The sequence below is a fragment of the Xylophilus sp. ASV27 genome (assembly GCF_016428875.1).
Lineage (GTDB): Bacteria > Pseudomonadota > Gammaproteobacteria > Burkholderiales > Burkholderiaceae_C > Xylophilus.
The window spans coordinates 46,980-65,557 of record NZ_JAELTO010000002.1; the positions used below are offsets into that span (position 1 = coordinate 46,980).

Consider the following 18,578-nt stretch of genomic DNA (forward strand, 5'->3'; position numbering starts at 1 on the left):
TCCGAGGAGCAATAATGATCAACAGGCGTTCAACAGTGATGTGTCTGGCCGGCTTCCTGGGCGTTGCCCGGCCGGCGTGGACGCAGGTCTCCGCGCAGCCGATGCGCATCGTCGTCCCCACCGGTCCGGGGACGGGAAGCGACGCCACGGCCCGCTTCGTCGCGCAAGCCCTGGGGGCATCCTGGCAAATGCCGGTCGTGGTGGACAACAAGATGGGCGCCGGCGGCGTGATCGGCACCGACTTCGTGGCCAAGGCCCCGGCCGACGGGCGCACGTTGCTGTTGACCTATGCCTCGCACTACACCAATCAATGGCTGGGCAAGACGCCTTACGACGCCGTTGCGGATTTCGAGCCCGTGGCGCGCATCGCCTCGTCGGCGCTGGTGCTGGTCACCGCGGCCGACTCGCCGCTGCGCTCCGTCGCCGACGTTATTGCGGCAGCCCGGCTCAAGCCCCAGGCCTTGTCTTACGGCTCGTCGGGCACCGGCTCGACGTCGCACATGTCGGGGGCGCTGCTGGCCCACATGGCCCACCTCCAGTTCAACCATGTGCCCTACAAGGCCCCCGGCCAGGTGGCCATCGATGCGGCCAGCGGCCAGGTCGACACGGCCTTCGGGGGCGTGGCCACCTTCCTGCCGATGATCAGGAGCGGGCGCCTGCGCGCCCTGGCGGTGACGACCGCCGTGCCGTCGCAGCATCTGCCGAACGTGCCCCCGATGGCGGCATCGGGTCTCGCGGGCTACGACGTCAGCACGCCCATCTGGGTGTTCGCGCCGCGCGGCACCTCGCCTGGTGCCGTTGCGCGGCTTTCGCAAGCGCTGACGCGAATGGCGGCCACCGCGGAGTTCGGCAGCTTCTGCCTCGGCCAGGGGCTGGACGTGGATATCCAGGACGCCGCTACCGCCAAGGCCAGCGCGCCCGCGGAGCTGGAAAAGTGGCGGCAACTGGTGGCCCTGACCACTGCATAAAGTGCCGCACTACAGCCGCTCCAGCAATTGCCGCCGCATCAGCTTGCCATTCGCGCTCATCGGCAGCTCATCGATGGCGACAATGCGCGCGGGCCGCTTATAGGGCGCAAGCTGCTCGCGCAGGTACTGATGAAGCGCGGTCTCGTCGGTAGGATGGGCGGCATCAGGGACGATGAAGGCGATCACGGCCTCGTTACCGTCGGCCTCCTTCTGGCCGACAACGGCCGAGCGCAGGATGCCGGGAAAGCGGTTGAGTGTCTGCTCAACCTCGGCCGGGTAGACGTTGAAGCCCGAGCGGATGATCATTTCCTTGATGCGGCCCACCACGAACAGCGCGCCGTCGGCATGCAACTCGCCCAGGTCGCCGCTGGCGTACCAGCCGCCTTCGCGCATGGCCTCGGCGGTGGCCTGCGGGTCGCGGAAGTAGCCGGGCATCAGGCCGACGCCGCGCAGCCAGATCTCTCCGCGCTCGCCCGGCGGCAACGCGCGGCCGGTGGCGGGATCGACGATGCGCAGCTCCGCCCCGGGGAAGGCATGGCCGGCACTGGTGTCGGCGCGGTGCTCGCCCAGGCGCGTGGCATGCAGCGAGCCCGCGTATTCCGACAGGCCGTAGCCGTGGTGCAGCGGCTGGCCGAAGCTGGCCTCGACCCTCAGCTTGAGCGCCATGTCCAGCGGGCCCGCGCCCGCATACAGGTAGCGCAGGCGCGGCGCCTGCGGGCGCGTGATGCCCTGCTCCGCGCAATGCTGCAGCAGGCGCGCGAACAGCGCGGGCGGCCCCTGCACCTGGGACACGCCGCGGTACGCGAGCGCGTGGAGCAGTTCCGCGGGCTCGAACTGCGGGCGCATCTCCAGCGATGCCCCGGCGTGCAGGGAGGCCAGCAGCACGGTACCCAGGCCGAAGATGTGCGTCATGGGTGCATGGGCGTAGACCCGGTCGCCCGGTCCCAGTTCCCGCGACTCGGCCGAGACGCGCGCGAAGTGCAGCACGCCGCGGTGGGTCATCATCACGCCCTTGGGCGCGCCGGTAGTGCCCGAGGTGAAGATGACGGCGGCCACCTCGCTCGCCAGCGGTTCGGGCCGCGCCTCGGCCGCGATGCGCGCGGCGCGGCGCAGCAGGCCGTGCACGCAAGAGGGCACGGCCCCGTGCCGCGCGGCATGCGCGGCGGCCGCGGGTGAGACGCCCGCGGTGAAATACAACGCCCGCGCATCGGCCTTGGCCGCGAAGGCCGCCACTTCGCCCGGCGCCATGCGCGCGTTCACGCCGCAGGACCAGGCGCCCACGCGGCTGCAGGCGACGATCAGCGCGGCATGCTCGGGGCAGTTCTCGGCCACCACCAGCACGCGGTCGCCGGGGCGCACGCCGTCCGCGCGCAGTTCGCTTTCCAGCGCATCGGCGAGCATGCCCAGATCGGCATAGCTCAGGCTGCGATCGGGCAGGTGGATGAAGGGCCGCGCGGGCGCCTCGGCCAGCCAGCGGTCCAGCAGCGCGTGGATGCGTTCTGGCATGGGATCAGCCCACCTCGATGGCCTGCCTCACGCCCTGCCGAGCAGCGGGGCCGGGAGGCGCGCGGCCTGGTTCACCGGCGCGCCGGCCGCATTGCCGACGACGAGGCCGATGGAATCGCCCTGCGCATGCGCAAGGCCCTGGGCGCTCAGGGCCGGCAGGGCGGCGGCGAGCCGGCGGAGGCGATGGGCGTGGAACATGCGTATTTCCCTGATTATTGAAAGAAATCTGCCTGCAGCCCAGGTAAGACCTGGGTTATTAGCTATATTTTTTGTAGCATCCACAGCATGATGCGAAGACCGCGCCGCGGTGGCGCAGCGCGCCATGGGCCTGGCGCTCCAGCGCGGCGCGGTGCTCGGGCGCGGCGATGTCCAGCATGCGCTGCACGCGGCGCGACAGCGTCTGGCCGCGCAGGTCGGCCACGCCGTGCTCGGTGACGATCAGGCCCGCGTCGCAACGCGGCGTGCTCACCGGGCCGCTCAGTTGCGCCACGATGCGCGTCGCGCCTTTGGCGGTGGCGGGCAGCGCGACGATGGGCAGGCCGCCCCGGCTGCGTGCCGCCCCGCGCAGGAAGTCCACCGCGCCGCCCAGGGCACCCACGTAGACGCCGCCCGCCACCTCGGCGTTGGTCTGGCCGGTCAGGTCCACCTCGATGGCGGAGTTGATCGCCACCAACTGATGCAGGCTGGCCAGAACCTCGGGGTCGTGCGTGTACTCGGTGCCACGCAGCGCGAGCCCCGGGTTGCGGTGCGCCCAGCGGCGCAGCCGCTCGCCGCCCATGAGGATGCCGGCGATGCCCACGCCCGCATCGCGGCCCTTGCGCGCGTTGGTCAGCGCGCCGGACTCGGCCAGCGCGGCGATGCCGTCGCCGATGGCGCCGCTGTGAAAGCCCAGGTCGCGCCGCCCGTGCAGGGCCGAGAGCACGGCCTCGGGGATCTTGCCGATGCCCACCTGCAGCGTGGCTGCGTCGGGCACGCGTTCGGCGATGTGGCGGGCTATGGCGCGCTCGGTCGCGCCGGGCGCGGCGCTGTCCGCGTCGAGCGGTGGGTGCTCGGCGTCCACCAGCAGGTCGAAATCGCCGGCCTGGAGGTGCACGCTGCCGTGCGTCCAGGGAATGGCGGGGTGGACCTCGGCGACCACCACGCGCGCCTTCTCCAGCGCGGCGGTGAGGTATTCATGCACCAGGCCCAGGCTGTAGCGGCCCTGCCCGTCGGGCGGCGAGACCTGCAGCAGCACCACGTCGGCCGGCAGCACGCCTTCGCCGATCAGCCGCGGGATGTGCGAGTAGTGGCTGGGCAGGATGTCCAGCACGCCCGCCTGCGCGAGCGCGCGGTGCGTTGCGCTGGCGGCGTAGCCGAAGAAGTCGATCACGTCGGCCTGCTCGGGCCGCAGCGTGTCGGAGTGGCCGATGCCCACGAACACGCGCAGCCGCCCGCCCTGGGCCAGCGCATGACGGTGCTGCACCAATGCGCGCGTGAGCGTCAGCGGCTCGGCCGTGGCCTGGCCCCACCACAGCGTGTCGCCCGCGCGCAGCAGGCCTTGCAGGCGCGCGGCCAGGTGCTGAGGCATCGGCGCTATACCTTTACGCCGGCCAGGTCCACCAGGCGCTTCCACTTGTCGAACTCCCTGGGCGCGGAGACCTTCAACTCGGCCGGCCCCTGGATCGCGACGTCCAGGCCCTGGGCCTGGCACAGATCCTTGAACTCGGGCATGGCTGCCGCGGCCATCATGGCGGCGCCGATGGTTTCCACGATCGGCGTGGGCGTGCCGGCGCGCACCAGGGCGAGGATCGGCGTGACGAAGTCGTAGCCCTTCAGGCCCGACTCATCGAGCGTGGGCACCTGGGGCAGCGAGGCCGAGCGCTTGAGGCTGCTGACGGCGAGGATGCGGATCCTGCCCGCCTGCAGCAGCGGCAGCGTCGCGCCCGTGCCGTTGAAACCCACCTGGGCCTGGCCCGAGGCCACCTCCAGCGCCGCCTGCGAGGCCGACTTGTAGGGCACGTGCAGCATGTGGATACCGGCCTGGTGGGCCAGCATCACCGCTGCCAGGTGCGACGAGGTGCCGGCGCCCGGCGACGAGTAGCTCACGCTGTCGGGCGTCTTCTTCGAGGCGTCGACCACGTCCTGCACGGTCTTGAACGGCGAGTCGGCCGGCACGAACACCACGATGGGCGCCTGCGCGAAGGCGGCCACCGGCGTGAAGTCGGCCCGGGCGTCGAAGGTGAGCTTGTCGTACAGCGCCGGAAAGCTGAAGTGCGCGCCGGTGGTGAACAGGATGTTGTAGCCGTCGGGCGCCGTCTTGGCGACGAAGTCGGTGCCCAGCACGCCGCCCGCGCCCGCCTTGTTCTCGACGAACACCGACTCGCCCCACTTCCTGCCCATCTGGGTGGTGATGAAGCGCGCCGTGATGTCGGTGCCGGTGCCCGGTGCGTTACTGACGATGGCGCGCACCGGCTGGCTCGGATAGGCGGCGGCCCGGGCCGCGAACGGCAGCCCCGCGCAGGCAACGGCCAGGGTGAAGTGGCGGCGTTGGATCATGGTGTGGTGTCTCCGGAAAAAAGCTGCTCCGCGCCGGCCCGCTTTCAGAGTCGTCCGCGCAGTGCAGGCATTGGACGAGCCCGGCCGCACGCGGGTCAACGCTGCCGGGCCATGCGTTCCGTACCTCGGAAGAAATGATGGTCACCGGCGCGCGAGTGCCCAGCGGCGCGTGCCGCTCGCCTCCTGGGGCTTATTCCACGCGACACCGTCAGACGATGGAGCGGCGCGAGGTCAGGCCGCCGTCGACGGTGAAGATCGCGCCGCTGCTGTAGCCCGAGCGGCTGGAGGCGAGATAGACGAACAGGTCCGCCACCTCCTGCACACTGGCGGGCCGGCCCAGCGGCATGCCGGCCATCGTGTCACTGCGGTCGCCGCGCTGGCGCAGCACCTTGCGGATACGCTCGGTGTCCACCGGGCCGGGGTTCACGCCCAGCACGCGGATGCCGTCCTGCAGGCTGCGCCCGCCCAGGGCGCGGGTGAAGGCCATCAGCGCCGCATTGCCGGTGGTGCCGGCGATGTAGTCGAAGTCATAGTTCTCGCCGCCGTTGCCGATGTTGTTGAGGATCACGCCACCGCCGCTGGCCTTCATGCGCGCGTACACCAGGCGCGTGAGGTTGATGTAGCCGAACACCTTCAGCTCCCAGCCCCGGCGCCAGGCGGCCTCATCCACCTCCCACAGCGAACCGCCCGGAATGGCGCCCGCGTTGTTGACGAGCACGTCGGCATCATCTGAGAACGCGGCTACCTGCTCCGGCGCGCCGGGAGCAGTCATGTCCAGCGCCAGGGTCCGAACCAGCGCCCCGTGGCGGTCGCGCACCGCCTGCGCCACGCGCGCCAAGTCGTCGCCCGCGCGTGCCGTCAGATACAGTGCGCAGCCTTCGGCGGCAAACGCATGGGCCAGCCCTTCGCCTATGCCGCGCGATGCGCCGGTGACGAGGACCTTGCGGCCGTTCAGTTGCAGATCCATGTCTGACGCCTCACAAGCCCAGATAGGCCTTCTTGATGTCCGGATCGTGCAGGAACACGCCGGACGGCCCGTGCTTGACCACCGCGCCCGACTCCATCACGTAGGCGTAGTTGCTCACGCGCAGCGCGACTTCTGCGTTCTGCTCGACCAGCAGCACCGTGACGCCCTGGCGGTTGATGTCGCGCACCACCGCGCTGATCACATTGACGAACGCGGGCGCGAGGCCGATGGTGGGCTCGTCCAGCAGCAGCACGCTGGGCGCGCTCATCAGCGCGCGCGCCACGGCCACCATCTGCTGCTGGCCGCCAGAGAGGGCATTGGCGGCGCTGGGCAGCTTGGGCCTGAGGTCGGGGAAGTAGCGCAGGCAGGTATCGAGCAGTTCGGCCTTGCGCTGCGCGTCGTGGATGCGGTAGGCGCCCATCTCCAGGTTCTCGCGCACCGTCATGCTGCCGAACAGGCGCCGCCCCTCGGGCACGAGGGCGATGCCGTGGTCCAGGATGGCGTTGGGCGGGCGGTTGGCGAGCGCCTGCCCGCCGTACGTCACCTCGCCCGAGCGCACCTTCACGAGGCCGGTGATGGCTTTGATCAGCGTGGACTTGCCCGCGCCATTGGCCCCGATCAGCGCGGCGATGCTGCCGCCCCGGACCTCCAGGCTGACGCCGCTGATGGCGGGCACGGCGCCATAGTGCACCGTCAGGTCGCGCACGGCGAGGCTTTTCTCAGAGCCCATGCGCCTCCCCCAGGTAGGCCTTGAGCACGACCTCGCTGGCCTTCACCTCCTCGGGCGCGCCCGTGAAGATGATCTCGCCATGGTGCAGCACGTAGATGCGGTCGCAGATGGCCATCACGGCCCGCATGTTGTGTTCGACGAGCAGGATCGACATGCCGAACTCGCTCTTGAGCCTGCGATAGACCTGAAGCGTCACGGCCACCTCGGTCTGGTTCAGGCCGGTGAGCGGCTCGTCATAGCAGATCAGCGTGGGCCGCGCCGCGAAGGCTATGGCCATGCTCAAAAGGCGCTGCAGGCCATGCGGCAGGTTCTTTGCCACCTGGCGCCGCTGTTCGGTGAGGCCGAAAAGCGCGATGGCCTGCCGGATCACGTCGGCCTGTTCGGCGCGCGGCACGCGGCCGCTGCGCGTGCCGCCCAGCGCGCCGATGAGCACGTTGTCCTCTACCGTCATGCTCGGCATGTAGCTGCCGTGCTGGAAGGTGCGCACCAGGCCCTGCGCGCTGATGCGCTCGGGCGTGGCGCCGGTCATGTCGATGCCGGCGATGGTGAGCTGGCCGGTGGTGGGCGGCAGGAAGCCGCTGAGCAGGTTGAAGGTGGTGCTCTTGCCCGCGCCGTTGGGGCCGATCAGGCCGACGATCTCACCGCGCCGGATGTCGATGTCCACGCCCGACACCGCCAGCAGCCCCTTGAACTGCTTGGACAGGTTGCACCCCGAAAGGAGTGTGCCGCCGCCTGCCATGTTCACCGCCCTCCCCCATGCCTGAATCCGTGCAGCAGGCCCATCAGCCCCTTGGGCATGAACAGCACCGACAGCACGATGGCCGCGCCGTACAGGATGTGCTCGCTGCCGCCCAGGCTCTGCGCCCAGCTGGCAACGCCCACCAGCAGCACCGCGCCGACGACCGGCCCGAGCGGGCTGTCCTCGCCGCCGACCTTGAGATAGGCCAGCGCGAAGGTGGAGAGCATGAAGCCGAAGTCCAGCGGGCTGATCACGTTGTTGGCGAAGGCATGCAGCGAGCCCGCCAGCCCGGCCACGGCCGAGGCGATGGCAAAGCACACCACCTTGGCCACGAACACGCGGTTTCCCACGCTGCGCACGACGTAGTCGTTGTCGCGGATGGCGACGAAGATCCTGCCCAGGTGCGAGCGCTCGATGGCCAACAGCCCCAGGATGAGCGCGAAGCACAGCACGGTGGCGAAGTACTGGTAGTGCGCATCCAGCCAGGCGGGCGGAAAGATGCCCACCAGCCCCGAGTTGCCGCCAAGCGCATCGGTGCGTGTGTAGAGGATGCGCATGGCCTCGGTGAACGCAAAGCCGATCAGCAGAAAGTACGGGCCCTTCACCTTGAGCGTGATGCAGCCGAAGGCGATGCTCACCACCAGCGCCAGCGCAGCGCTGAGCGCGAGCGTGGCGAAGAAGGGCCATTGCAGCGTGTTGGCCACATAGCCGGTGCAGTAGGCCCCGATGCCGAAGAATGCGGCCGAGGCGAAGTTCAGTTCGCCGATCAGCAGCACGAAGCGCAGGCTGGCCGCCATCAGCGCCGCAATCGCCATCCACACCACCAGGTTGCCCGTGTACCCGCCGCCCCAGAAGATGCAGCCCAGCAGAACGGCGGCGACGGCAACGATGCCCGGCAGGTCGAAGTTCTTCTCAGTCATTTCCAAAGAACCCTTTCGGCCTGACCAGCAGCACCACCATCACGATCACGAAGATCGCCAGGTTCGCCATCGAAGGGTCTACGTAGAAGCCGACGAAGGACTCCAGCAGCGCGATCAGCAGGCTGCCCACGATGGCCCCCATGATGCTGCCCATGCCCCCCACCACCACGGCGATGAAGCCCTTGACGAGGTAGGAGTCGCCCAGCGTGGGCGTCACCGCGGCCATGGGCGCGATCAGCATGCCCGCGATGGCGGCGACGCCGGTGGCCATCAGGAAGCCGTACAGCGCGATCTGCCGGTAGGCGATGCCCTGCAGCATCGCGGCCTCGTGGTCGATGGAGACGGCGCGCAGCGCCTTGCCGAACCGGGTGCGGTTCAGCAGCACGATGATGGATGCCGTCAGCAGCACGGCGAAGACCAACAGCGCCAGCCGCTGGGCCGACAGGTTCAGGCCCAGCACCTGCACGTTGCCTTCGAGCAGCGCCGGCACGGGCCGCACCGCGCCGCCGAAGACCTCGAGCATGATCCCCTCGAACAGCAGCACCAGGCCGGCCGAGAGGATGAAGGAGCCGATCATGTCGCGTTCCAGCCGCTTGAAGCCGAACTGGTACACCACCAGCCCCGCCGCGAGGCAGGCCGCCAGCCCTGCCAGTCCCGCCAGCAGGTAGGCGGCCCAGCCGTGTCCCAGGCGGGGCGCCAGCGCACCGAGCACCATCGACAGCACCAGCGCGCCGAAAGTGAAGAACTGCCCGTGCGCGAAGTTCACCACCTTCAGCACGCCGAAGATGATGGTCAGCCCCAGCGAGAACAGGATGTACACCGAGCTGATCTGCAGCGCCGTGAGCAGCAGTTGGAAGACGTCCTGCATGGAACCTTACTTCTGCACCCGGCCGACTTCCTGCAAGCTGGCGCCCACCAGCCTGGTGACGATGACGGGCAGGCGCATCTGCTGGTCGCTGCCGTAGACGTCCTTGCCGCCGAAGCCGGTCTGGCCGTAGAAGGACTTGAAGCTGACCGTCGGCATGGCCCTGGCGACGTCGGCCGGCTCTATGCTCTGCGCCTGCTCCATGGCCGCCTTGATGGCCCAGACCGCGTCGTAGAAGCCGATCTGGATGGCGTTGGTGCTCTCGCCGGTGGCCTTGCGCACGCCCTCGTCCAGGGCTTTTTGCTGCGGCGTCATGCCGTCCACGCTCACGGCGGCGCCCAGGTAGGTGCCTTCCACCGCATCCTTGCCGGTCGCCAGCAGGCCGTCGGCGCCGGTTCCCACCTCGACCACCTTCACGCCGCTCCAGCCCAGGGACTTCAGCTCCTTGAAGATCAGGCCAGCGTCCGCCGGCGGAGTGGACGCCAGGTCCACCACGTCGGGCTTGGCCGCGTGCAGCTTGGCGGCGATGGGCTGGAACTCGCTGGTGCCGCGCTCATACCAGTCGCTCACCAGCACCTTCACGCCATTCTTCTCCCACGCGGCCTTGGCGACCTTCTCGGTCTCCTGGCCGGTGGCGTCGTTGGGGTTGAGCAAGGCCACCGTCTTCACCCCGGGGTGCAGCTTCATGATCTCGGTGACCAGCGGCTCGGAGATCTCGTTGGGCGAATTCATCTGCGAGAAGGTCAGCGGGAACTTCGGCCCCTTCATGCTGTTGCCCCAGGCGGCCGTGAACATGAGCACGCCCCGGCGCTCGGTGAGCGACTGCAGCGCGCGTGCCGGCGCCACACCGATGCTGCCGGCCACGAACCTAACCCCGTCTCGCGCGACCAGCGCCTGCGCCACCTTGGCGCCCTCGGCCGCGTTGTACTTGTTGTCGTAGGCCACGCACTCGAATTGATGGGCCTGGCCCTTGACCTTGACGCCGCCCTGGGCGTTGACCTCCTGCGCGGCCTTGGCGCACATCCATTCGGAGCCCTTGCCCCAATTGGCGCCTGAGCCCGACAGCGGCACGGACAGGCCCAGCCTGATGGTGTCGGCCGCGCTGAGGTTCGCGGCGGCAAGAACCGCAGCGGCGCCGGCGATCTTCAGCACTGCCGGCAGGTGAAACGTGGCTTGCATGGAGTCTCCTTCAAGTGGGAATGGATGCGCCGGCCCGGTGCGGTACGGCCCGCGCGGTGCAGGCATTGGATGGCCCCGGACGGGCGCAGGTCAACGCGCCAGCGCCATCCGTTCCGTACATCGGACGAAGAGCGATCCGATGGCTCAGGCCTTGTGGGCAAAGCCCTGCACGCCCGCCTCCAGCGCGGGGGACTGCGTGCGGTAGCGGTGCTGCATCCAGCGCTCGTGGCGCAGCCCGTCCTGCAGGGGCAGCTCCAGGGCCTTGCGCGCCATCTCTTTCATCGAGGCCAGGGCCAGCGCGTCGGCCCGGGCGATCTCCTGCGCCAGTTGCAGCGTGGCGGCCTCCAGTTCGGCCGCGGACACGGCTTGAGCGGCCAGCCCCAGCGCCACCGCCTCGCGGCCGGTCATGCGGCGGCCGGTGACGAGGTAGTAGATCGCGCGCTGCAGTCCCAGCCGGCGCGGCAGCCGCTGCGAACTGCCGCCGCTGGGCAGCAGGTTGCGGCGGATGTGCTCGTCACCCAGCAGCGCGGCCTCGTGGGCCACGATCAGGTCGCAGGCCAGCGCCAGTTCGAAGCCGCCCGCCACGGCAAAGCCATTGACGCTGGCGATCACGATCTGCGGCGCGCTCTCCAGGCGCGCGAAAGTGTCCTGCATCAGATCCTGGTGCCGCATGTGCGCCGCGCGATCGTCCAGCACGCCGCTGGCGAGCCACTCCAGGTCGTTGCCTGCGCAGAAGGCGCGGCCGCTGCCGCGAATGACGAGCACCTTGACGGCATCGCCTGCCGCCACGCAATCGCGCACCGCCTGGTTCAGCGCCTGCAGCGTGGGGCCGTCCAGCGCATTCATGCGCTCGGGACGGTGGAGCGTGAGGCGCCGGACGTGGGGCGCGGGGTCGTCTATCAGCAAGGTGCCCATGGCGTCACACCAGCCGCAGGATGTCGTCCACCTCTGCGCGCTCGGTGCGGTAGCCGTTGGCCGGGTGCGCGGTGTCGGCATAGCCGAAGGAGATGCCGCACACCAGGCGGCGATCCTCGGGCATGCCGAAGTAGCGGCGGATGAACGTCGACTGCATGGCCAGCGCCGCCTGCGGCGTGGTGGCCACGCCGTGGGCCTGGGCCGAGAGCAGGAAGGCGCAGACGAAGCCGCCCGCGTCCACCGCGCCGTAGGTGCCCAGTTCCTGCGGCACGGTGACGATGGCCACGTGCGGTGCGCCGAACAGGCGGAAGTTCTCGAAGGACTGGCTCTCGCGCCCTGCCCTGTCGCCGCGGTCTATGCCCAGCGCTTCGTAGAGCTGGAAGCCCGCGCGGCGGCGGCGCTCCAGGTACACGCCCTTGTATGCGTCCGGGAAGGGAAAGTCCGAATCCAGTTCGGGATGCTGCCGCGCCTGCTCCATCAGAGCATCGCGGAACCGGTCGGTGCTTGCGCCGGAGGTGACCACGAGGTCCCAGGGCTGGGTGTTGCACCACGAGGCGGTGCCCCGCGCCAGGTCCACGATGCTGCGGATCGCCTCGGCCGGCACCGGCGCGGGCAGGTAGGCGCGGCAGGTGGCGCGCCCGGAGATCAGGCGCCGCAGCGCCTGGACGTCGGCATTCGGTGCGGTCATGAAGTCAGTCTTTGCCCAGCGGCGGCGCCGGGGGAACCGTGGAGAAATGGTGGTCGGCGATGCGCCAGTCCCCGGCCTCGCGTCGCAGCACCAGCGTGGCGCGCAGCGTGGAGCGGGTGCGCTCGCCGCCCGCGAGCGTGAAGGCAAATTCGACGATGCCCTGCGCGAGCACGCATCCGGGCGCGAGCATGCGCAGTTCGGTCCCGAACATCTGCATGGCACCCGAAAAAATGACTCCGTCATAGGACGCGAAGTAGCCCTGGATGGCCGCGCGCCCCACCGAATGGCCGGGGCGGCCGCCGAACAGCAGCGCGTCCTCGGCATAGATGGCGGCCAGCGCCTGCGCATCCCAGCTTGCGCCGGCGCGGTTCCAGGCGGCGACGGCCTGGTCCAGCGCCGCCTGGGCGTCGGGCTGCGCGGCCATCATTCGGCCTTGGCACCGGCCACGCTCATGAGCTTGCGCCACTTCTCCAGCTCGCCCGGGCCGGCGGCCTTGGCGGTGGCGGCGTCCTGGATGTCCACCTCCAGGCCCTGGTTCAGGCACAGCTCCCTGAAGCCCTGCGACTGCGCCTGGCGCACCACGGCTTCGGACAGCTTGCTGACGATGGCCTGCGGCGTGCCGCGCGGCGCGAAGATCCAGATCGGTGAAGCGGCCTCGTAGCCGGGGTAGCCCAGTTCCGCCACGGTGGGCACGTCGGGCAGGCTTTGCGAGCGCTGCGGGGTGGTGACGGCCAGCGCGCGCAGGCGGCCACCCTTGATGAGGGGCAGTACGGAGGACATGCCGTTGAAGCTCAGGTCGATCTGCCCGGCCGCCGCGTCCAGCGCCACCTGGCCCGGCGCCTTGTAGGGCACGTGGTTGAGCCTGATGCCCGCCATGTGCTCGAACAGCGCCGCGGCCATGTGCGAGGTGGTGCCGTTGCCCGACGAGCCATAGGTGATGATGCCGGGCTTCTGCTTGGCGGCCTCGATCACGTCCTTCAGGGTCCTGTAGGGCGAGCTGCCGGCCACCGAGATCACCAGCGCCGAGTTGGCGATGCGCGCGATGGGCTCGAAGTCCTTCACCGCGTCGTAGGGCGTCTTCTGCACGAGCTGGTTGGTGTAGTGCTGCGCGTAGGTGCCCAGCAGCGTGGTCCCGTCCGGCGCGGCCTTGGCGACGTAGTCGGTGCCGATCACGCCGCCCGCGCCGGTCTTGTTCTCGATGATGACGGGCGTGTTCAGTTCCTTGCCAAGCCCGACGGCGATCTGCCGCGCGGTGAGGTCCGAGCCCGAGCCCACGCCCGTGGCGACGACGATGCGGATCGGCTTGCCGTCCGGGAAGTCCGCCGCGAAGGCAGTGGGTGCCAGCGCCGCCAGCGCCAGGGCCAGCGTCAAAGTGCGTCTTTGCATGATGCTCATCTCCTTCAAATGAAAGTGGATCGCGCGCGGCAGGCGGCGATGCGCTCATCGGGCAGCCAGCCTTGCAGCGCGGCGACGGCGTTGTCGGTGGACAGCGGCGCGGGCGGCACGGGCCGCGCGGCGGGGGTGCGCGAGAAGCGCGGGCCGGGAGCGGGCTGCACCACGCCGTCGATCTCGGTCAGCGTGCCGCGCGCGCGGATGTGCGGGTGGCCCGGCGCCTCGTCGAAATCGAGAACGGGAGCCACGCACACGTCCAGTTCGCCGAGCAGAGCCGTCCACTCGTCGCGCGTGCGCCGCCTGAACGTGGCGGCCAGCACCTGCTTGGCCTCGGGCCACGTGGCGCGGTCCATCTGCTTCTGCAGCAGCGGGTGCGCCTGCAGCTCGAGCTTTTCGAGCAGCAGCCGGTAGAACCTGCCCTCGATGGGCGCCACGCTGAGGTACCTGCCATCGGCGCATTCGTAGACCTCGTAGAAATGCGCGCCGGTGTCGAGCAGGTTGGTGCCGCGCTCCTTGCCCAGCATGCCGGCCGCGTGCAGGCTCAGGGTCACCGTCATGAGGCTGGCCACGCCATCGACCATGGCCGCATCCACCACCTGCCCCTTGCCGGAGGCGCGTGCTTCGAGGATGCCCGCGAGCAGGCCGAACGCGAGGTAGAGCGAGCCGCCCGCGTAGTCGCCGAGCAGGTTGAGCGGCGGCGTGGGCGCCTGCCCCGCACGACCCATGGCACTGAGCGCGCCGGTGATGGCGATGTAGTTGAGGTCGTGCCCGGCGACCTGCGCAAGCGGCCCTTCCTGGCCCCAGCCCGTGACGCGGCCGTAGACCAGGCGCGGGTTGCGGGCCAGGCATGGATCGGGCCCCAGGCCCAGACGCTCCATCACGCCGGGGCGGAAGCCCTCGATCAACGCATCGGCCTGGGCAATGAGGTCCATCACCATCTCTACCGCCGCGGGGTCTTTCAGGTCCACGCGGATGGACTGGCGGTTGCGCAGCCCCAGGTCGAACTGCACGGGCCGCGGCGCGCCCAGGTCCGATGGCTGCTTGCGGTCCACGCGGATCACGGTGGCGCCCAGGTCGGCCAGGAACATCGCCGCGAGCGGGCCGGGGCCGATGCCGGCGACTTCCACCACCTTGATGCCCGCCAGGGGGCCGGAACGGGTCGGCGCGGCGGTCATGGTCAGATCACTCCCTGGTCGCGCAACTGCTGCAATTGCTCCTGCGACAGGTTGAGCAGGCCGCGGTAGACCTCGTCGTTGGAGGCCCCCAGCTCCTGCGCGGGCTGGTCGAACTGGACAGGCGTCTCGGAGAACTTGATCGGCAGCCCCATGCCCATCGCATCCACGTCGGCCAGGCCCGGGTGCTCCAGCCTGACCACGGCGCCGCGCTGATGCAGCACCGGATCTTGCAGCACTTCGAGCGGAGAGCGCACGGCGGCGGCGGGGATGCCGCGCTTTTCCTGCAGTTCGCGGATGACCTCCTGCGTGGTGCGCTCCTGCGTCCAGGCCCCGATCAGCGCGTTGATCTCTGCGGCGTACCTCATGCGCGGGCCACGCGTGGCGTAGCGTGGATCCTTGGCCAACTCGGGCCTGCCCACGGCTTCCATGAGATTGCGGAACCAGTCGGGCTGGAAGGCCACCATGGCGACATTCCCATCGCGCGTAGCGTAGACCCCGAAGGGAACCAGCCGGTCGTGGAAATTGCCCGAGCGCTTGGGATAGCCGTGCGCCAGGAAAACGTCGAAGTGCTCCTCGGCCACCAGCGAGGCCAGGCAGTCGAGCATGGAGACCTGCACCTGCTGGCCCACGCCGGTCCTGCCGCGGTGGATGAGAGCGGACAGGATGCCGTTGACAGCGAACAGCGGCGCGATCAAGTCGGCCATGGGCAAGCCGCTGCGTGTGGGCGGGCCGTCGGCGAAGCCGGTCACGTCCATCATGCCCGACAGCGCCTGCACGATGATGTCCATGCCTTTGAGCTGCGGATACGGGCTGGGTTCACCAAACGCCTTGATCGAGGCGTAGACGATCCTCGGATTGGCCTTGCGCACGCTCTCGTAGTCCGTGCCCAGGCGGGCCATGACGCCCTCGCTGGCGTTTTCGATGAGCACATCGCATGCCTTGACCAGTTCCAGGAACAGCGCCTTGCCCTGCGGCGACTTCAGATCCAGCGTGATGCTCTTCTTGTTGCGGGCGCGGTTGAGGATGGAGAGCGACACGTCGTCCGCCTGCCGCACTCCGAAGTGGATGCCCTCCTGGTTGACGTAGGGCGGGTTGTTGCGCGCGATGTCGCCGCCGCCGGGGGACTCGACGCGGATCACCTCCGCACCCAGGCCGCCGAGCAGCAGCGAGCCATACGGCCCCGCGAGCGCAACGGTCAGGTCGAGGACCCGGATGCCCTCCAGGGGCTTGGTGGCTGACATGCTTGTCTCCTGAAATCTGCGCGCGGACGGCTTGCGCGATCGCCGCTTGCTACAAAAATAATAGCTATCAGCCCAGGTATTGCCTGGGCTATAGGCCATTTTCATGCCCATTAGTACGATTTCGGCAGTCCGAGCTTGCGCTCGGCGATGTTCGACAGGATGAGCTGCGGCGTGACCGGCGCGATGTAGCCGATCCAGGCCTCGCGCATGAAGCGCTCCACGTGGTACTCCTTCGCGTAGCCGAAGCCGCCGTGCGTGAGCATCGAGGTCTGGCAGGCTTTCATGCAGGCCTCGGACGCCAGCAGCTTGGCCGCGTTGGCCTCGGAGCCACAGGGCAAGCCCTTGTCGTAGAGATCGGCGGCGGCCAGCAGCATGTGGTTGGCCGCTTCCAGCTCCGCCCAGTTGCGCGCCAGCGGATGCTGCACGCCCTGGTTCTGGCCGACGGGGCGGCCGAACACCACGCGCTCCTTGGCGTACTGCGTGGCCAGCCTGAGCACGGCGCGGCCGATGCCGACCTGCTCGGCTGCGACGAAGACGCGCTCCGCGTTCATGCCGTGGAAGATGTACTTCAGGCCCTTGCCCTCCTCGCCGATCAGCGCGTCCTTGGACACCGGCAACTGGTCGATGAAGAATTCGTTGGTGTCCACGGCGGCGCGGCCGAGCTTGTCGATCTCGCGGATGTCGACGTACCGGCGGTCCAGCGGGGTGTAGAACAGGCTCAGCCCATCGCCGTGCTTCTTGACCTGCTCGAGCGGCGTGGTGCGCGCAAGGATCAGCATGTGGTCGGCCACCTGCGCGGTCGAGATCCAGACCTTCTTGCCCGAGATCAGGTAGTTGCCATCGGCCTGCTTCTTCGCCACCACCTTGAGCCTGGTGGTGTCCAGGCCCGTGTCCGGCTCGGTCACCGCGAACACCGTCTTGTGCTCGCCGCGCGCAAAGGGCGGCAGCCAGGCCTGCTTCTGCGCCTCGGTGCCGAAGTGGATCACCGGCTGCAGGCCGAAGATGTTCATGTGGATGGTGGACGCGGCCGCCTGCCCGCCGCACTCGGCCACGGTGCGCAGAAACAGCGCCGCCTCGGTCACGCCGAGGTTGGAGCCGCCGAACGCCTCCGGCGTGCAGATGCCGAGCCAGCCGGCGCCGGCGACGGCCTGGAAGAACTCGTGCGGGAACTCGTGGTGCTTGTCCTTGTTGCGCCAGTAGTCGAGCGGGAAGTCGGCGCAGATCTGCTGCGCCGCGTCGATGATCGCCTGCTGGTCGGCGCTGAGCTGGTAGTCCATCGCGGCGCCTTTACGCCTGCGCGGTGGGCTTGAGCATCATCAGGCCGGTGCGCACGGCCGTGCAGACGATCTCGTCGCGCTGGTTTCTTGCGACGTGCTTGAAGGTGACGATGCCCGAATCCTTGCGGCTCTTCGACAGGCGCGTTTCCAGGATCTCGGTCTCCACGCGGATGGTGTCGCCGTGGAAGGTGGGCTTGGGGAAAGCGATCTCGCCAAAGCCCAGGTTGCCCAGCGTGGTGCCCAGCGTGGTCTCGTACACCGTGATGCCGGCCACCAGCGCCAGCAGGAACATGCTGTTGACCAGGCGCTGGCCGTAGAAGGTCTTGGCGCTGTACTCGGCGTCGATGTGCAGCGGCGCGCAGTTGTAGGTCATGGCCGAGAACAGCACGTTGTCGGTCTCGGTCACGGTGCGGCGGATGGCGTGCTCGACCACCATGCCGGGCTTGAATTCTTCGAAGTAAAGGCCTGCCATTTGAGAATCTCCTTGCGGGGTGCGAGTCAGCCGTTGAGCGATTGGGCGAGCGCGATCACGTCGCGCGCGGTCTTGACGTGGGCGATGTCGATGTGCTCGCCGTCGTACATGACCGACGCGCGGCCCTGCTTCTGCGCGGCTTCGAGCGCGTCGATCATTCCCTGGTAGAACGCCACCTCCTCCGCCGTGGGCGTGTAGGTGCGGTTGATGGTTTCCACCTGCATCGGGTGCAGCGCGAGCTCGCCGGACATGCCGAGCTGCCGGTCGAACGCGGATGCCCTGGCCAGCCCCTCCAGGTCCTTGATCTGCTGCCAGATGCCGCCGATCGGCTGCTTGCCGGCCGCGCGCGCGGCCATGACCACGCGCGACTTCATGTATTCCGATTCGCGGCCTTCCGCCGTCCACACGTACTTCAGCGCGCGGCCCACGTCGGCGTTCTTGGCCGTGGCGCCGACGATGCCGGTGACGCGCGCAATCTGCGCGATCTCATAGCACAGCTGCATCGAGCGCGCGGTCTCCAGCAGCGGAATCAGGCCGACGGAGCCCAGCGGCAGGTTGGCGCGCGTCTCGGCCTCCGCGATCATGCAGGAGGCCATGTGCACGTCTTCCGGACCCCAGGGCTTGGAGATGTAGATGCCTTCCAGGCCGGGCTGCACCACGGCCAGGATGTCATCCAGGTCATAGATGTGCGCCGTGCGGTTGACGCGCACCCAGATGCGCTGGCCCCGCGCGATGAGTTCCGGGATCTTCCGGGCGACCAGGGCGCGCGCGGCGAGCTTCTCCGCGGGCGGCACGCTGTCTTCGAGGTCGAGGATCAGCGCGTCGGCGCGGGCAGCGGCCGCCTTGTCGAGCATCGACTCCTTGTTGCCTGGAACGAAGAGAAAGGATCGAATGGGTTTCATTGGCGACGTCATGAGCATCTCGGCATGTGGTTCATTTTTCGGATGTTCTATTTACCTAACAACTGATAGTTAGCTTGACGAAAGCGCCGTGTTTTTCCTATTAGGGT

General features: G+C 69.0%; 20 protein-coding genes. 1 reads left to right on the forward strand and 19 read right to left on the reverse strand.

The annotated features are described in order from the left end of the window. Positions 1–14 precede the first annotated feature (14 nt). The gene (locus JHD63_RS00800) at positions 15–968 is read left to right on the forward strand and encodes a tripartite tricarboxylate transporter substrate binding protein (protein WP_198968755.1); all 954 of its coding nucleotides are present in this window, start codon (positions 15–17) and stop codon (positions 966–968) included. Positions 969–977: 9 nt separating this feature from the next. On the opposite strand, the gene JHD63_RS00805 is transcribed toward JHD63_RS00800, so the two are convergent. The 19 genes from JHD63_RS00805 to JHD63_RS00895 all read right to left on the reverse strand — a co-directional run bounded on the left by JHD63_RS00805 (position 978) and on the right by JHD63_RS00895 (position 18,483). Then, positions 978–2,474 carry a class I adenylate-forming enzyme family protein gene (locus tag JHD63_RS00805; protein WP_198968756.1) on the reverse strand — a complete coding sequence of 499 codons (1,497 nt, stop codon included), beginning with the start codon at positions 2,472–2,474 and terminating at the stop codon, positions 978–980. A gap of 27 nt (positions 2,475–2,501) precedes the next feature. Continuing rightward, the gene (locus JHD63_RS00810) at positions 2,502–2,672 is read right to left on the reverse strand and encodes a hypothetical protein (protein ID WP_198968757.1); all 171 of its coding nucleotides are present in this window, start codon (positions 2,670–2,672) and stop codon (positions 2,502–2,504) included. 58 nt (positions 2,673–2,730) lie between these two features. Further along, positions 2,731–4,041 carry an acetyl-CoA hydrolase/transferase family protein gene (locus JHD63_RS00815; protein WP_198968758.1) on the reverse strand — a complete coding sequence of 437 codons (1,311 nt, stop codon included), beginning with the start codon at positions 4,039–4,041 and terminating at the stop codon, positions 2,731–2,733. Positions 4,042–4,046: 5 nt separating this feature from the next. Beyond that, the gene (locus tag JHD63_RS00820; RefSeq protein ID WP_198968759.1) at positions 4,047–5,009 is read right to left on the reverse strand and encodes a Bug family tripartite tricarboxylate transporter substrate binding protein; all 963 of its coding nucleotides are present in this window, start codon (positions 5,007–5,009) and stop codon (positions 4,047–4,049) included. 208 nt (positions 5,010–5,217) lie between these two features. Continuing rightward, complete coding sequence (locus tag JHD63_RS00825; RefSeq protein ID WP_198968760.1) at positions 5,218–5,976, reverse strand: SDR family oxidoreductase; 759 nt, start codon at positions 5,974–5,976, stop codon at positions 5,218–5,220. A 10-nt stretch (positions 5,977–5,986) separates the two neighbouring features. Continuing rightward, positions 5,987–6,706, reverse strand: a complete 720-nt coding sequence (locus tag JHD63_RS00830) for an ABC transporter ATP-binding protein (RefSeq protein ID WP_198968761.1) — start codon at positions 6,704–6,706, stop codon at positions 5,987–5,989. Further along, the gene (locus tag JHD63_RS00835; protein WP_198968762.1) at positions 6,696–7,445 is read right to left on the reverse strand and encodes an ABC transporter ATP-binding protein; all 750 of its coding nucleotides are present in this window, start codon (positions 7,443–7,445) and stop codon (positions 6,696–6,698) included. Before JHD63_RS00835 ends, JHD63_RS00830 begins: the two co-directional genes overlap by 11 nt. A gap of 2 nt (positions 7,446–7,447) precedes the next feature. After that, a complete protein-coding gene (locus tag JHD63_RS00840) occupies positions 7,448–8,365 on the reverse strand; it encodes a branched-chain amino acid ABC transporter permease (RefSeq protein ID WP_198968763.1) in 918 nt (305 codons plus the stop codon). After that, positions 8,358–9,233 (reverse strand): branched-chain amino acid ABC transporter permease, encoded by an 876-nt coding sequence (locus tag JHD63_RS00845; protein WP_198968764.1) that lies wholly within the window; start codon positions 9,231–9,233, stop codon positions 8,358–8,360. Before JHD63_RS00845 ends, JHD63_RS00840 begins: the two co-directional genes overlap by 8 nt. A 6-nt stretch (positions 9,234–9,239) precedes the next feature. Then, on the reverse strand, positions 9,240–10,409 hold the full coding sequence (locus JHD63_RS00850) for an ABC transporter substrate-binding protein (protein ID WP_198968765.1): 1,170 nt from the start codon (positions 10,407–10,409) through the stop codon (positions 9,240–9,242). 144 nt (positions 10,410–10,553) lie between these two features. Next, positions 10,554–11,324: an enoyl-CoA hydratase/isomerase family protein gene (locus tag JHD63_RS00855; protein WP_198968766.1), complete on the reverse strand. Its 771-nt coding sequence runs from the start codon at positions 11,322–11,324 to the stop codon at positions 10,554–10,556. Positions 11,325–11,328: 4 nt separating this feature from the next. Further along, the gene (locus tag JHD63_RS00860; RefSeq protein ID WP_198968767.1) at positions 11,329–12,012 is read right to left on the reverse strand and encodes a nitroreductase; all 684 of its coding nucleotides are present in this window, start codon (positions 12,010–12,012) and stop codon (positions 11,329–11,331) included. Positions 12,013–12,016: 4 nt separating this feature from the next. Then, positions 12,017–12,436, reverse strand: a complete 420-nt coding sequence (locus JHD63_RS00865; RefSeq protein WP_198968768.1) for a YybH family protein — start codon at positions 12,434–12,436, stop codon at positions 12,017–12,019. Continuing rightward, positions 12,436–13,398, reverse strand: a complete 963-nt coding sequence (locus JHD63_RS00870; RefSeq protein WP_198968769.1) for a Bug family tripartite tricarboxylate transporter substrate binding protein — start codon at positions 13,396–13,398, stop codon at positions 12,436–12,438. The genes JHD63_RS00865 and JHD63_RS00870 overlap by 1 nt, the downstream gene beginning before the upstream one ends. Positions 13,399–13,412: 14 nt before the next feature. Continuing rightward, positions 13,413–14,579 (reverse strand): CaiB/BaiF CoA transferase family protein, encoded by a 1,167-nt coding sequence (locus JHD63_RS00875; protein WP_198968770.1) that lies wholly within the window; start codon positions 14,577–14,579, stop codon positions 13,413–13,415. A 2-nt stretch (positions 14,580–14,581) separates the two neighbouring features. Further along, positions 14,582–15,820 carry a CaiB/BaiF CoA transferase family protein gene (locus JHD63_RS00880; RefSeq protein WP_198968771.1) on the reverse strand — a complete coding sequence of 413 codons (1,239 nt, stop codon included), beginning with the start codon at positions 15,818–15,820 and terminating at the stop codon, positions 14,582–14,584. Between the two features lie 110 nt (positions 15,821–15,930). Then, entirely contained in the window at positions 15,931–17,097 is a 1,167-nt protein-coding gene (locus JHD63_RS00885; RefSeq protein ID WP_198968772.1) for an acyl-CoA dehydrogenase family protein, read from the reverse strand. 10 nt (positions 17,098–17,107) lie between these two features. Beyond that, positions 17,108–17,569: a MaoC family dehydratase gene (locus JHD63_RS00890; protein WP_198968773.1), complete on the reverse strand. Its 462-nt coding sequence runs from the start codon at positions 17,567–17,569 to the stop codon at positions 17,108–17,110. Between the two features lie 26 nt (positions 17,570–17,595). Then, a complete protein-coding gene (locus JHD63_RS00895; RefSeq protein ID WP_198968774.1) occupies positions 17,596–18,483 on the reverse strand; it encodes an HpcH/HpaI aldolase/citrate lyase family protein in 888 nt (295 codons plus the stop codon). Positions 18,484–18,578: the final 95 nt, after the last annotated feature.